The sequence below is a fragment of the Paenibacillus aurantius genome (assembly GCF_032268605.1).
In the GTDB taxonomy this organism is placed as follows: Bacteria; Bacillota; Bacilli; order Paenibacillales; family NBRC-103111; genus Paenibacillus_AO; species Paenibacillus_AO aurantius.
In genome coordinates this window covers 2,965,495-2,980,243 of sequence record NZ_CP130318.1, presented here as the reverse complement: position 1 = coordinate 2,980,243, position 14,749 = coordinate 2,965,495, and the positions used below count along the sequence as shown (strand labels likewise).

Below are 14,749 nucleotides of genomic sequence, written 5' to 3'. Positions count from 1 at the left end.
CGGTGGCGGTTCGATTGGTCGGACGCTGGGGAGAGGAAACCGGCTTGCCGCAAGTCGGGAAGAGACGATTCGGGAGCCGATCGGCGATCCGGTCGACTATCCAAGATAGACGAATTTCGACTGCCACTATCATGACTGCGACGAATATTGGATTTTTTTCGAGGGTCGGGGGTGTGCGGTTTCGGAGGGTGTCCGATACGAAGTCGAACCCGGCGATTGCATAGCGACGGGCATGGGCCATCATCACGATTTTCCGCTTGGCTCCGAGCCAATCAAGGCCGTCTTTTTCGAAACGACGTTGGAAGGGCGAAAGCGCCGCGGCCATTTGTGGAATCATACGCACGGCTCGGCTGAGCCGAATCCGGAACGAGTATAGACGACTCGACAAAGATTCCGAAGCGGCGAAGAATTTCAAGTCGTGAAGACGAGCTGCCCGGCATGGTTTCTTTCTACAATTATGAGGGAGAAACGCACAGCTTCGATGCCTAGGCGGCTAACGGAAAAGGGCTGGGGAACGGGCAAGCGGCAGATCGATAGGCTAAGCTAGAAATGGGAGTGAGCAGAAGAAGATAGAAGGGATTTGTCGAATGGGGATCACATCACTTTCGGCCGGGCTGCGGAAAATTCTCTTAATGAACGTAATAGGAAATGTTATTTTTATTTATATTAATTTATTCGTCAATCTGTTTATTTGGGAGAAGAACAAGCAGATCGGGGATTTGGCTTGGTACCATTTCATTCTCTATTTGTCTTGGGTGATCATCTTCATCCTTAGCGCCCATTTGTTAACCAAACGATCGATTCGGATGCTGGTCGTGCTGGCGGCAATATGCGGTTTTGCGGCGTTCCTGGTGCTGCAGTTGGCGCCGTTCTCCGATCGGCCGCTGATGTTTATTTCCTCGTTTGCCGTGCCGTGCGGGTTTATGTTCGGATTTTTCTATGCGGCTAACAACTTAAGCATCACACAGCTCTCAAAGGACAAGGAGCAATTCACCCATTTCATGGCATTGGCGAACATCATCAACCATCTCGTTTCCATGACAGTTCCGCTTGGCTCAGCCTTAATCATCGAGCATTTCTCCTATAAGGGCTCCTTCGTCCTGATGCTCATGATCGTCGGCCTGCTGTTGGCGGTTTCCCTTGGTCTTCCGAAGATCACGCTGCAAGGTGTATTCCACTTGGAGGACGCGCTGTACAGGCGAGCGGCCTGGGTGAAGCTGATGGCGAACCCGCCAGGGGTGTGGCTGCAGCTGTCGTTTGCTGCGGCAGGCATCTTTTATATGTTCCAAGGCTTGTTTGTGCTTGTGTTTACGTTCAGCGTCACGGGAAGCAAGCTGACGATCGGGCTGTTAAACGCAGGGTACATGCTGGCAGCGGCCATCGCTAATTTCATCTACAGGCGCACTCGCGGAAAAGAGCAGGTCTGGATGATCGTTTCCATCCTGTTCATCGGGGCCGGCTTTCTGATATCGCTGTTTCCTGCAGCCTTCATTCTAATTTTGTCAATTTCCTGACGACGGTCGGCACGTTTTTCTTCGCCATCCTCTGGACGGCGCAGCATCATCATTACATCAAGTGCTCCTCACCCGGAGAACAAATGCGATTTCTCATCTGGAGGGAAAGCATGGTCTGCTTGTCGCGCTGCCTCATGGTGCTGCTGATTATTCCGGTCCAAACCCTCGAAGGCCCTAAGTTTTGGGGCCTGCTGACATTCTCGATTATGTGTATAGGGCTGGTACCCTACTTTCAGCAAAAAGCCTTTCGCTTGGCCGCAAGCTTGTCCGAACGTTCAAATGCCATTACTCCATCCACTCCGATGGATAGGGAAGAGGCGAAAGCTTCCGTTTGAAGGTGGGTGAGGTCACGATCGCTCTATTATGGCCGGAATATCAACTGCAGACACAAACTCGCCGTTCTCGTGCATTTTCTAAAGGGCCGACTGACCTTATAATCAACTACATATCCAGTCAGGAGGTATTCTATGACCATCCAGCAGAAAACAGAACGATTGGCGCCGCTTAGCGAGGCTCAAGTTAAGCAATATCACGAGCAGGGATATTTCGTCATGAAAAACGGGTGCAGCCATGATCTAATCGACACCTATAACGCTCATATCCACTCCATACGTTCCGCTGAAGTGCTTGAGGAATGGGCTAAACCGCGCAAAGGAAAAGAAGCGGTCAACGACAAAGATCGATTCTCGGTACGTTTGTTTAACCCCCATCTTCACGATGGCTTTTCCCTTCAGATGATGAAGCTTCCCGTCGTCCGCGGCGTCCTGGCGCAGGTGCTTGGCGACGAAGCGTGCGGCGTCCAAAGCATGTACTTCTATAAGGAGCCCGGTTCTCCCGGACAAGCCGCACACCAGGATTATTACTATATTCGGAATGAACCGAATACGCTTACAGCGGCTTGGGTTGCCATGGAATTTACGAATGAAGAGAACGGCTGTCTGTGGGTTATTCCCGGCACGCATCGGCTGGGGCTGCTGCCGCATGGCGCGGTGAAAAATCTGAAAGAGCACGAAGCATGGACGAATGAGGTAGAGGGCATCGACTTGAGTCAGGAAATTCCGGCGGTGCTCGAGAAGGGAGACATCCTGTTCTTCGACAGCCTCTTGATTCACTCCTCCACGCGTAATCGTTCCGAGCGCTGGCGGCGCTCCTATGTGTGTCACTACATTCGGCACGACTCGACGATCGAACGGGAAGATTTAAAGCGAAAAATTTCTTTGGTATAATGGTTTCGCTGGTTCAGGCTGGACCAAGCAAGAGGAGAGTCGTAGATGAAAGACAGAGCCGCGGAGCATCGTTTGTCGCGCCTACCTGTTACCGAGACGCATGCCGGTACCGTTGTCTATAGTCCCGGCGGGACCTACGGCCCGCGGGTGCAGCAGGATTTGCAGCTGGTCCTGCTTCATACGGGATCGGCGACGATCGAAATCGATGGCCGTCGGCATCTCCTGCAGGGCGGAGGAGTGGCGCTGTTGAAGCCGGGTTGCCAGGAACATTTTGCTTTTAGCGAGATAGGGGAAACCTGGCATAGATGGATTGCGGTCACGATCGAGAGGGAAGACCCGGCCGAGCTTCAATCGCTGGAAGGCCTGCCCTTCTCGATTCCCATCTCCGATCAAATGAACACGATTACCGATATGCTCCTCACTTTAATGAATAGTGGCAGTACGCCTGCGGATGAGCTGATAAAGTCGCTCGGACGCTCGGCGATCCTGCTTTATGCAACCGAGTGCGAGCGAAGGCAGACCAACATTTCCAAACACCCGGCCGTGCTGCAAGCTAAGGATATCATCCACCACGACTATGCGGACGATCTATGCCTTGAAGATTTGGCTAAGCGGGTTTACAAAACTCCTGAGCATTTTATTCGCCTATTTCGACGGGACGAAGGGGTAACGCCGATTCAATATTTGTGGCAATACCGCGTGAAGCAGGGCTTAGCTTTGCTGCGGAACACGGGATTAAGCATTGGGGAAGTGGCGGATCAGGTGGGCTTTAAGACCTCCTATCACTTTGCCCGGACAATCAAGCGGCACACAGGTAAAACGCCAACCGAATACCGTATAGCAAGCAGTCCAGTATCTTTTACCAACTATCGAAAATAAACCGTAAGCCTCTCGCACAATATTTATGGCGGGAAGGCTTGCTTTTTTAATGAGGCAGGATCCTTCTAATAGGGGTTATATCGAAGAGAGGAGGGGGGCAATGCTGCTCCTTTGAAAAAGCAAATGGAACTTAACAAAACTAAAATATATCGCAGAAAAATTATTGACTTAGCTAAAAATTTAACTAAATCTTAGGTTGACAGCGGTATCTTTTGAAAATATGATAAGAACTGTAGGAAAAATTTGTATGACTTCAATGAACAATATAATATATCTAGGTAAAATTTTATATTCTTTTCCAGTTATCAGTCATCAACACAGGCAACATAATTTGCGTTGCATTATAAATAAAGAGGTGCGACAATGAATCGGTTTGATGGGATTATTCGCAATCATTCGGAACTAGCAAATTGGAAGGAAGCCTATTTACCGAATTTATATGTTTCCAGTCATGCTGCAAATTTTCTTGAGCTGAACAACGGAGACTTGCTTTGCGTCTTCTTCTCAGGCAGCGAGGAAGGAGCACCCGACTGCAATATCGTGATGTCCCGATTGCCGGCGGGTTCCGATACGTGGACCAGACCAATAGACTTGTCTAAGGATTTGACTCGCTCTGAGCAAAATCCTGTCCTTTTTCAGACGCCGGGCGGGAGTATTTGGCTGCTGCATACCTCCTACGATCCTGGCAAAGAAACGGAGCCCAGGGTTATACGCCGTATTTCTGACGATAACGGTTACACTTGGAGTGAACCGGAAATCTATTTTGAAGATAATAGCGTAGAAACACGGCATCCGATATTGGTTTTACCAAATGGAGACTGGCTTTTGCCATGTAATCGATTAGACAGCCTCGTAAAGATTTCTTCCGATCAGGGGCAGTCTTGGCAGGAATTTGTTGTGCCCAACAGTAGAAAAAGAATACATATGAATGTAATTCCGCTTCGCGATGGTAGTCTATTCGCTATGTATCGCAGCAGTGAATCGGATCGAATCTATTTCAGCCGATCATCCGACTATGGCCGTACTTGGACGGAGCCTGTACGAAGCGATCTGCCCAATAATCATTCCTCTACACAGATGATTCGTCTTTTGGATGGACGCTTGGCCTTGGTTTACAATCCGGTCAGTATGGAGAATGGGGATGTCCGATGGTACATGAAAAACGGAAAGAGACTGCAAAAAGCCGTACGGACCCCTCTTGCCCTGGCCATATCCGAAGAAGAGGGGAAGACCTGGCCAGATAAACATATTATCCAAGCGGCCGATGACGAGTATTGGGAGAATGAAATGGGATACTCTTATCCATCGATTATCCAAACACGGGATGAGCAGCTTCACATTGCCTACACTTATTTACGTAAGGGAATTAAATATGTACGGCTGGATAAGGCATTCTATTAATTTTTACCGTTAATTGCCGCGTAAATCGCGGCTTTTTCTTTTTTTGGGATAAGGTTCTTGTCAAAAACAAATGACAAGAACCTTATCTCATTCCCGATTTTGACAAGAACATTATCTCATTCCCGACGTGCCAATCACAGGTAGAGAAAGGGGGGTCCGAACGCAAAGTGCCGTATTTGGTTGTTCCCGCATAATTTACCCGGCAATAAGAAAACCTATACGACAAATAGAAAAGTAGGAGGTTATTTCTGTGAAGTTACGCTGCATCGCCCTATGCGTCGTTGGTTTATGTATCAGTTCCGGGTGTTCGCAAAATAACTTGCAAAGAGCACAGCAATCCACACCGCAAAGTTTGTCCGAACAAACTAAAATACGTGTGGAATCCTTAACCCCTAATTTGGCGGGTGGACTGGAGCAAAACATTCGTAAGCCGCATCCCATGACTCTGGCGGACTTGCGAAATAAATACCGAAGCACTTTTTTGTTAAATGGCCCCGGAACGAAACGAGAGGTCGCCTTGACATTTGATGATGCGCCAGACGCAAACTTTACCCCGCAAATACTGGATGTATTGAAACGCAAGGGGGTAAAAGCAACCTTTTTTGTTGTTGGTAACAGAGTGCTGGCCCACCCAGATATCGTAAAACGCATGGTTCAAGAAGGGCATACAATTGGTAATCATTCGTACAATCATGCGAATCTTCCAAAACTAACGGATGCTGAATTTCGAGATCAAATTACGAAGACCGATGAGCTAATCCGCCAATATACTGGATTTACCCCTAACATTGTTAGACCTCCATACGGAAACATCGCAGAAGAACAAATCCAATGGTTAGCGAGTCAGCATAAAAAAATTGTGAACTGGAATGTGGACTCCTTGGATTGGAAAGGCTTAAGTGCTAAACAAGTCGAGACCAATGTTCTTGCGCACGTGCATCCAGGGTCCATTGTTTTAGAGCATGCCGCTGGTGGAACGGGCGAAGATTTATCCGGAACGGTACTCGCGTTGCCGAAAATTATTGATGAGCTTAGAAACGATGGGGTTAAGCTAGTGACGATTCCCGAATTGTTGGATATCCCCACCAAATAGACAATGATTAACAAATAGGAGTTACACATATTAAGCTATAATTCAAAAGAAAATAGACAATTTGATCTTAGAGATTAAAACACATCACCATATATGATGTGTTTTTTACTTTCAAAATATTTCTGCATGGGTAATGGGAGAAAGTTCTTCTCATTTATGACATCAAGTTCTTGTCACCCGACAAGAAAGAAAAGCAAAAGGTTAAAATTTCGTCAATAAAATTGAGTCCGATAATATATATTATGTAAACAAATTTTGGGAAAGGTAGTTTATCACTCGGGGTAGCTATCATTCTTTTAGATATAAATGAAACTAACACAATGGCCATCCCATCATCGACTTGGTGTCGTTCAAACATCCTTCTGATAAATAGAAAAAAACAAAACAAATCGACCTCAACCATTTGATCGCCAACTAGCTAAGCCAAGCTTGATTAGAGTCTCCATGGGATACTCTATAAATCGGATTGACGAAACGACCACTTAAACAAGGTCGGAAATATTCAGAAGCTTTCTAAGGCCAACAAAACTTGCTTAGGAGTTGACTGTTACCGATTAAACATAACGCGTACCACATAAGAATTCGTATAGACCAGCTTAATGACAAGGCAGTTATCATTCGGGACAGCCTGGTTTTCGTTGGGGATCGTCGTCCATCCCAAATGAATTCTTCCAAACCGACATATGTACAAAATACGGTTTTTGTGAACATGTCTCTCTGGCATACTTAATCTTTTCCTTTTTCTGTGCAAGCGAAAACTATAAATTTCTCTAATTGATCATCCTGCCTAACGGCAATTTGCCGAACCAGCTCCTTCCGCTCCAACATGTCGTTCCAAGCCCAGAAAGGCACGAACCGGAAGCCGGATGCCAGCTCCCGGAACGGTTCCTTACCGGTTTCCAATCCGTCAAGGTATCGACTCCCCTCCCCGATCAGGCTTCCAGCTCCAGACTCCAGCAGACTATTCGCTGGCGCTTCCACGTATAGGTCACGTAGATCCGGTTGCTTTCCGCGATAACGGCGGGGTACGAATATTCCCCCGTCCCTTCGGGCAGCTTATACGTCTTAGTATCGCCCTCCAGCACCAGCAGTTCCTCCCAGGTTTCCCCGTTGTCGGTAGAGGCGCTCAGCAGCAGAGGCATTCGGGGGCCCTTGTACATGCCAACCGGATTGTAAGCAAGAACAAGTGTTCCGTCTTCCATTTTGGCTAAATCGATGCCGCTGTTGTTGTTCGGCAGATACGTCTTGTAGCAGGTCGACCAGGTGCGCCCGCCATCGTTCGAATCGGTGCGGTAAATAAAGCCGGCCGTGCTCCGCATCAGCATATGCACCTTCCCGGGCTCCGATTCCCAAGCCGTCGGCTGAATTAGACCAGCCCCCCGAACCATGTGCTTGGCCCTAATCTCGGCCGGCACGTCGTCCGTGCTCCTCACGATCGGAGCCTGCTCACTCATCTGCCACGTGGCTCCCTGATCGGGGGATAAATCGGCGAAGACACGCCAGCCTGCCCCCTCGAGAGAGGCCGGTGCCAGCCAGGAGCCGTCGTGCAGCTCGATCAGTTTGTTCTTCACCGGGCCACGGCCCCCGATCCGGTCTCCCGGGACAAGCTCCGCCGGCTCGCTCCAGGTCTTCCCGTCATCATCCGAAACGATGACACGCGTAAACCATTCCGGAATGGGCCTCCCGACCTTGTAGTGCAGAACGACCTGGCCGTCCCGCTTGCGGAACAGCACCGGATTCCAATGCACGAGCCCCTCCTCGTCCGCCACCTTATAGGGCGGCGACCAGACACCGTCCGTCTTCCTCGAGCACCAGATGGCCACATCCGGCACCCCTTCGCGAGAACCGGCAAAATAGGCGACAAGCAGATCGCCATTCGGAAAAGTAATCACTGTGGAGGCATGGCAGCTAGCAAACGGGCGTTCGTCCTCGAACAAAAATTCCCTCAGGCTGCTTTTCAGCTCCATCGTTACACGCTCCCCTTCTTCAAGTGCTCGTATTGCTCACGATACTGCTGGGTCAAGGCATATAGCTGCTCCACTTCCCGGCAGTTCGAATAGGTCAGGAGCGCCTTGTTCTTGGTCCGGGTATGCAGCCCGACCGGCAAGCCCTCCAGCTGCAGATAATATTTGGCGTTCACCGGGTATAGCTGATTCTCAATAACGGAGGCCAGCCCGAGAAAAGCTTGCAGCCGTTCCGCTTCTTCGGGCAGGCGATCATGGATTTCAAGCAGCCTGACGTACAGGTCGGGGTGAAAATTGGCCATAATGCCGCTGTATCCATGTACCCCGAGCTTTAGCGATTCCAGCAAGGTGGCCGAATTGGCATTGTATAGCTGCAGAGGACGGTTCCTTACGGCATTGAGCTTACGTCCGATCTGCTCCGTATCGCAGCACGTATCCTTCAGGAACTGAAACCGTCCCGTATCCGCACACCACCCCAGCAGCTCCGGGGGGAGCAGCCGCTTGTAAGGGTAAGGGCATTCGTAGAGACCGAAGGGAATATCCGGCACCTCTTGCAGCAGCTTCTCCGCATTTGCCTTCCAGACATCATCGGAATCTTCCGCCGCGGCCAACCTGTTGCTAACAAGCACTACCGCCTGTACTCCGGTGGAAGCCATCATCTGCAGCTCCGTGATCTGATCCACGATCGAGTCCGACACATGGCCGGAAGCGATGACGGGAACGCGGCCTTTTGCCTGTTCGACCACGAAGCGGGCGATCTGCCGGCGCTCCTCTAAGGTGAGAAAGAACATTTCGCTTGACTGGCAGACGGCAAACAGCCCGTTCACCCCCTGCCGGATATACCATTCCACGAGCTGCTCCAGGGCAGCGTAGTCGACTTCATTCGAATCGGTAAAGGGCGTAATCATCGTTGGCCATACGCCCTTGTTCATCGTATTCTCCGGTTGAATATTCATCATGGCCTCCCTGCCGCAAAATATTCCGCCCCCGCTATCCCTCTCTCGATAAACTCATAAGATCTTGCGTCTCTATTTGGGATTGCTGGTGCCAAGAAAATTCACTTCCCCTTCCCCATTATTCTGAACGTCAAAATAGACGGTGGCCGTGTAGTCCTTACCGTTGTTGCCGTAGATCTTTAGTTAGTTAATTTCAGCTAGACCATCTTTTTTGGTTTCCATTTGATAAAATTTCCTTTAGACATTTTATTTTACTGTAAAAGGTGAATATTCCTACATCCTTATTCCTACTAATATATAGGCGTATACAACCAAATGATGAAGCCTGTTCCCACACCAAAAGAGGCGGGTCCACTCCCCAGGAGTAGAATCCGCCTCTATACCTCTTATAGGTCAAACCACGCAGACCGTACCTCGGTTGATGCCGGGCTCGGTCCTCCTTGGACTTGGAGGAACGGTCGGGATTACTGCCCGAGGAACGTGGTCAGCTCCGGAGGGTACCCCTACTTCAAATAGCTGCCCGTGATCGACTGCTCTGCATGGATGATCTGCGAGGGTGTCCCCTCGAACACAACCTGGCCGCCCTTGCTGCCGCCGTCCGGACCCATATCGATAATCCAGTCCGCTTGGCTGATCACCTCAAGGTTGTGCTCGATGACGATCACCGTATTGCCGGCATCCACGAGCCGGTTCATGATCTCCAGAAGGTGACCGATGTCGGACATATGCAGGCCGGTCGTCGGCTCGTCCATCACATAGATGCTTCCCTTCTTATGCAGCTCACTTGCCAGCTTGATGCGCTGGCATTCCCCGCCCGATAACGTGCTGAGCGGCTGGCCGAGGGTAAGATAAGTTAAGCCCACATCACTCATCGCCTGCAGCTTGCGAACGACCTCCTTCAGCTCAAAGAAACCCAAAGCCTGCTCCACCGTCATCTCCAACACCTCGGCAATAGACTTGCCGTTCAGCTTGTACGCCAGCACTTCTTCCTTGAACCGCCTGCCTCCGCATACTTCGCAGGGCAGCTTCACGCTGTCCAGGTAGGCAAGATCCGTATACACCACACCGAGCCCTTGGCAGTTCTCGCACGCTCCCTTGGAGTTGAAGCTGAACAGCCCCTGGTTCACCTTGTTGGCTGTTGCAAACGCCTTGCGCACGTCATCCATGATGCCCGTGTAAGTCGCAGGATTCGAGCGGGTGGACACGCCGATCGCCGATTGATCGATCACGACGGCATCCGGATGCTGGTGGAGGAAGATTTCGTTAATGAGCGTACTCTTACCGGAACCAGCGACACCGGTCACGACGGTCAGCACACCGGTGGGAATGTCGACACTGACGTCCCGCAGGTTGTGGAGGGTCGCGTTTCGGATCGGCAGCTTGCCGGAGGGCAGCCGGCAGGCTTGCTTAAGCTCGAGCGGACGTTTCATATGGGTGCCGGTCAGCGTATCCGCCTCCAGCAGACCGCGGAAGCTTCCCTCATACACGATAGACCCGCCGCGGCTGCCGGCGTAAGGGCCGACGTCGACGATATGATCCGCCACCCTGATCACATCGGGATCATGCTCGACGACAAGGACGGTGTTGCCCTTGTCGCGCAGCTTCTGAAGCAGGTCATTTAACCGGTGGACATCGCGGGGGTGCAGGCCCACGCTCGGCTCATCGAAGATGTAGGTCACATCCACCAGACTGCCGCTCAGGTGCTTGACCATCTTGACGCGCTGCGACTCGCCGCCGGACAACGTATCCGTCTCCCGGTCCAGCGTCAAATAGTCCAGCCCGATGTCCACCAGGTGCTGCAGCCGCTCGGCCAGCGCCCGGATGACCGGTGCGGCCGCCGGATCGTCCATCTCGCGGATGACGCGGATGAGCTGCCCGACCTCCATAGAGGACAGGTCCGCGATGTTGTAGCCCTGGATTCTGCAGTTGAGCGCAGCCTGACTGAGTCTGGCCCCGCGGCAGCTTGGGCAAACCCCCTCTGTGATGAAAGGAGCAACCGTTTGCTGGGTTCGCTCGGACTTTGTTTTGAGATCCCGCTTTATGTACTTGTTGGTAAACTTCTCGATAAAGCCTTCCACCGTTATGTTCATGGTCTTCCCGCCGAACTGCGTCGCTACCTTCTTGGCTTTGCCGTACAGAAGCGGTTCCAGCTCTTCCTCCGTATAATCCTTCAGCTTCTTATCCGGATCGAAGGGTCCCGACTCGACGAGCATCATCCATTCGAACCCGTCCACCGAATAGCCCGGCAGCAGGATGGCTCCTTCCCTCAGCGACTTCGATGGGTCGAGGGCCTTGCTCAGGTCGACGCCCAGGCTGCGTCCGATTCCATTGCATTCGGGACACATGCCCTGCGGATCATTAAAGGAGAACTTATTCACATGGCCAATAGGGGGCTGGCCCACCCGTGAGAAAAGAAGGCGGAGGATGGGAGAGATATCCGTAATCGTCCCCATCGTGGAATGGGAGCCGCCCCCCAGCCTCTTCTGGTCCACGATCACGGCCATGCTCAAGTTCTCAATCGCGTCCGCCTCCGGCTGCGGGAAACGCGGCAAAAAGGTGCGGACGAACATGCTGAAGTTCTCGTTCAACAAGCGTTGGGATTCGGAGGCAATCGTATCGAAGACAATCGAGGACTTGCCGGACCCGGATACCCCGGTGAAGATCGTGATTTTTCTTTTGGGGATACGCAAGGATACATTCTTGAGGTTGTTCTCCCGCGCTCCCGATAGGACGATATACTCCTGATTCGCTTCGCTCATCATCAACATCCTTCCCAATCGTGTTAAATTCTTCTAATCCCCATCTTCCATCATTATATCATTCTTTCCCCTTTCCGCTTCAATAGAAAATCCGGTAGGACCGACCATCCTAAGCTCTGGAAACAGCAAAAAAAGCCCCTCTTTTTACCTGCAAAAGAGGAGCTTCATCGTAACGATTGGGCTGGACGGGGCCCCCCCCTCCCAACTTGAACCTATTCCCTACTTATTTGCTGGGCTGCGTTTCTATATGGATGCCGGTTAAACGAGATAAGGTATACAACTTTTCCTCTTTTGAAAATACCGAAATTCCAGCTTTGATGAACTTGCCCATATTTACACTAACACCCGAATGGCCTTGATTTCCGTTAAATGGCACCCATGATTCATTTTTTTTGTAGAAGCCGGTAAAACGATTGCCTGTCTTGACCAGCTTCAATTCCGTCGGGAAAACCGAATATTCCCCTTCGATTTCTTCAACTGTCCCGGCTTCCGTCCGAGCCGTCATGATCATTCTTCCCTCCGGATTGATGGCCAGAGAAACGAACGGTTCGTCATCATCCTCATTCGCCCCGTCCCGAATCATGATTCCAACCTCACCATTTGTTCCGTTTGAAGTTTTGTAGAGGGATTCCACTGCCGCTGTCACCGTGACCGGATTCACAGTAGCAAGCTTTTGATACAAATAAACGAAGCTATCGTCCGTTTGCCCCGTTCCCCTCCCGTTTGCCCGAACCTCAAAACCGTCCGGAAACGAGGTGACGACCCCGTAGGCATGCCCGTAGAAGTCTGCCCTCCATGGTGAAGGCAAGGTTTCGACGTTCACTTCCAATCGGGCGGACTCTATCCTTCCATCCCTCCTAGTCACCTTAGCCGTAACGATTGACGTCCCTTCGGAATGGGCGGTTACTACGCCTTTATCATCAACCGTGGCAATGTGGGGATCGCTGCTTTCAAAGTCCACGATTGCCCCTTCCATCGGATCCATGGTTCCGTCCGGCATCCAGCCAATCACCTTGATTGAACCTGAATTCCCGACCAGCAGCTTAGACGGTGACATGTGGAGCGACAAGCTGCTTCCTGTACGGAAATAAATCTCGGCCTCGGCTAACTGGAGATGATAGTTGCCATTGGGGTCTTTGGTCAAATTCGTCCCTTCAATCTTCACGTAGCGTGCCGTTACCGCATCAAAATCATACCGCAGCATGCCTGAAGGCCTTGTTGCTTGGTGTCCGTAGACAACCGTACTCCAATTCAGGTTATCCTCGGACACCTGAATCGTAAAATCCGTCGGGTAACCCAATCCGGTGTTATTGCCGTCCGCCCGCGGATACAAATCTACCGTATTGATGCTGTAAGATGAGCCCATATCCACCGTTACCCATTCCGTGTGATTATTTTTAATATCATTAAAGCTGGTCCAGCCAAGTGAGTCTGAAGTGGAAGTCCTCCGCCCATCAACCAATGCATTCAAGCTCCACCCTGACTTTCCGTAGCTGCTTGATGCGGATACCTTGGCATTCCGAGCAAGATTGGTATAAGGGCCGATTTCCGATATCTCGGGCGAAAGCTGTTGAGGAATTTGGTATCGGAAGCCGACGGGTAACGCAAATAGCTTGCCCTCACCCGGCATGAGCCTATCGGTAAGCGTACCGGTTTGGCTATCATAGTTGGTTGCCACCTCTGCTCCGGTTTCTTTGGACACTTCGGTCACCTGATCGATGCGGCGTGCCGGGTCGAACCGGAGTTCAAGCGGTATCGTCTCCGTCAACGAATTATTGACAACCATCACAAAGCTTCTGGAGGTTGTCGTGTCCATAAAGCGGGTAAACCCAAGATTTTCCGTCGTATGAATCGGTTGTACAAAGAAGTACCCCGGCAATTCGCTTGCGCCAGCGGGAATGCTGCCCGTGAAATGAGTTTCCACAGGGACTGTATTTATAAGAACCGATCCCCGCTCATCCACACCCGTGTCCAAAGCACGCGCTTTGTAGAAAGCGGCCCCGGTCACCGTTCGCGTCATATCCGGCGCATAAAAATCTACTGTATCGGTGCACCAAGTGCTCAACTTGCAACTGCCGGCAGGACTCTTATCGCCATCCGGTCGGGTCTCTACAATCTGACCGGTAGGTAGGTTGCTGATGGCTTTCACGGAAGACCGGTTTGCCCCGGCCGGAGCGGGTGTAAACGTCTTCGTCCTTTTGTCGTATAGGTAGGCTCCCGCGTTCGTGCTGACCCAAAGCTTGGTATTATCATAAGAATAGGAAGAAATATCATGGCCCCAAGGACTTGGCAAAATGCTTCTCCGGCTTCTGTCTTCTGTCAATGTCGGATTACCCGCCGTCCCTCCCACCTGTAAAGCGGTTAGAATATGCTCTTTCGTTACAGCATCATAGCCAATAACCCAGAGAAGATGATTTTCTGCGTCCCACTCCGCTGCATGGGCGAAATCAAGGCTGTATTGAGCAAAAGTTGTGCTATTCGGGCCTTGGGACGAAGTATAGACGCGCACCCATTTTCCATCGCTGGCGGCGACGGCAACATTGCCGTCCGGAAGCAATTCAATGGAATGAGGGTTGCTGTTGCTGCCAACGTCAGCTGCCCATATCCGGGTACCGGAGGGGTAAGCGGCGATTGTGGCCAAACGCCCAGCCGTAGATAGAAGCACATCACCTCTTATTTTTGCTTCCGAGGGTCCCGACCACATTTCCACCTCCGCAGAGGAATACCCCAACGCTGTGCTCGGCTTCCAGGACCATTTTAAGGCAGCTTGATCATCCCACTGATTGACCGCCGGGTCGTACACTTCAACCTGGTAGTTCATCTGATTCGTGGTGATAATCATACAGTCGCAGGACGGGGAAGCTTCCGCTTTGCCATCCCAAAGCATCCAAATCAAGAGGCTGGCCAGGATAAAGAGCGAAGGCCCTGCCACTAACCATAACCATCTTCTCATAACA

General features: G+C 51.2%; 10 protein-coding genes. 6 read left to right on the top strand and 4 right to left on the bottom strand.

Annotation, left to right across the window (positions count from 1 at the left end; genetic code table 11):
• Positions 1–587 precede the first annotated feature (587 nt).
• The 6 genes from MJA45_RS13460 (at position 588) to MJA45_RS13435 (ending at position 6,113) form a co-directional block, all read left to right on the top strand.
• Positions 588–1,514 carry an MFS transporter gene (locus MJA45_RS13460; RefSeq protein ID WP_315607761.1) on the top strand — a complete coding sequence of 309 codons (927 nt, stop codon included), beginning with the start codon at positions 588–590 and terminating at the stop codon, positions 1,512–1,514.
• Positions 1,515–1,648: 134 nt separating this feature from the next.
• A complete protein-coding gene (locus MJA45_RS13455; RefSeq protein WP_315607760.1) occupies positions 1,649–1,849 on the top strand; it encodes a hypothetical protein in 201 nt (66 codons plus the stop codon).
• 132 nt (positions 1,850–1,981) lie between these two features.
• Complete coding sequence (locus MJA45_RS13450) at positions 1,982–2,740, top strand: phytanoyl-CoA dioxygenase family protein (protein ID WP_315607759.1); 759 nt, start codon at positions 1,982–1,984, stop codon at positions 2,738–2,740.
• A 45-nt stretch (positions 2,741–2,785) separates the two neighbouring features.
• Positions 2,786–3,619 (top strand): helix-turn-helix transcriptional regulator, encoded by an 834-nt coding sequence (locus MJA45_RS13445; RefSeq protein WP_315607758.1) that lies wholly within the window; start codon positions 2,786–2,788, stop codon positions 3,617–3,619.
• 363 nt (positions 3,620–3,982) lie between these two features.
• On the top strand, positions 3,983–5,020 hold the full coding sequence (locus MJA45_RS13440) for a sialidase family protein (RefSeq protein ID WP_315607757.1): 1,038 nt from the start codon (positions 3,983–3,985) through the stop codon (positions 5,018–5,020).
• 250 nt (positions 5,021–5,270) lie between these two features.
• Positions 5,271–6,113, top strand: coding sequence for a polysaccharide deacetylase family protein (locus MJA45_RS13435; protein WP_315607756.1), 843 nt, complete (start codon positions 5,271–5,273; stop codon positions 6,111–6,113).
• 932 nt (positions 6,114–7,045) lie between these two features.
• On the opposite strand, the gene MJA45_RS13430 is transcribed toward MJA45_RS13435, so the two are convergent.
• From MJA45_RS13430 to MJA45_RS13415, 4 genes are all read right to left on the bottom strand, one after another.
• Positions 7,046–8,080, bottom strand: a complete 1,035-nt coding sequence (locus MJA45_RS13430) for a sialidase family protein (RefSeq protein WP_315607755.1) — start codon at positions 8,078–8,080, stop codon at positions 7,046–7,048.
• Positions 8,081–8,082: 2 nt separating this feature from the next.
• Positions 8,083–9,033 (bottom strand): dihydrodipicolinate synthase family protein, encoded by a 951-nt coding sequence (locus tag MJA45_RS13425; RefSeq protein ID WP_315607754.1) that lies wholly within the window; start codon positions 9,031–9,033, stop codon positions 8,083–8,085.
• A gap of 503 nt (positions 9,034–9,536) precedes the next feature.
• Positions 9,537–11,792, bottom strand: coding sequence for an ATP-binding cassette domain-containing protein (locus MJA45_RS13420; protein WP_315607753.1), 2,256 nt, complete (start codon positions 11,790–11,792; stop codon positions 9,537–9,539).
• Positions 11,793–12,015: 223 nt separating this feature from the next.
• Positions 12,016–14,745, bottom strand: a complete 2,730-nt coding sequence (locus tag MJA45_RS13415) for a DUF6528 family protein (protein WP_315607752.1) — start codon at positions 14,743–14,745, stop codon at positions 12,016–12,018.
• Positions 14,746–14,749: the final 4 nt, after the last annotated feature.

Excerpts from the sequence above, each read along its gene's own strand:
- MJA45_RS13425 (WP_315607754.1), bottom strand. The coding sequence starts at position 9,033 with ATGAATATTCAACCGGAGAATACGATGAACAAGGGCGTATGGCCAACG.
- MJA45_RS13415 (WP_315607752.1), bottom strand. The coding sequence starts at position 14,745 with ATGAGAAGATGGTTATGGTTAGTGGCAGGGCCTTCGCTCTTTATCCTG.
- MJA45_RS13430 (WP_315607755.1), bottom strand. The coding sequence starts at position 8,080 with ATGGAGCTGAAAAGCAGCCTGAGGGAATTTTTGTTCGAGGACGAACGC.
- MJA45_RS13445 (WP_315607758.1), top strand. The coding sequence starts at position 2,786 with ATGAAAGACAGAGCCGCGGAGCATCGTTTGTCGCGCCTACCTGTTACC.
- MJA45_RS13455 (WP_315607760.1), top strand. The coding sequence starts at position 1,649 with ATGGTGCTGCTGATTATTCCGGTCCAAACCCTCGAAGGCCCTAAGTTT.
- MJA45_RS13420 (WP_315607753.1), bottom strand. The coding sequence starts at position 11,792 with ATGAGCGAAGCGAATCAGGAGTATATCGTCCTATCGGGAGCGCGGGAG.
- MJA45_RS13450 (WP_315607759.1), top strand. The coding sequence starts at position 1,982 with ATGACCATCCAGCAGAAAACAGAACGATTGGCGCCGCTTAGCGAGGCT.
- MJA45_RS13460 (WP_315607761.1), top strand. The coding sequence starts at position 588 with ATGGGGATCACATCACTTTCGGCCGGGCTGCGGAAAATTCTCTTAATG.
- MJA45_RS13440 (WP_315607757.1), top strand. The coding sequence starts at position 3,983 with ATGAATCGGTTTGATGGGATTATTCGCAATCATTCGGAACTAGCAAAT.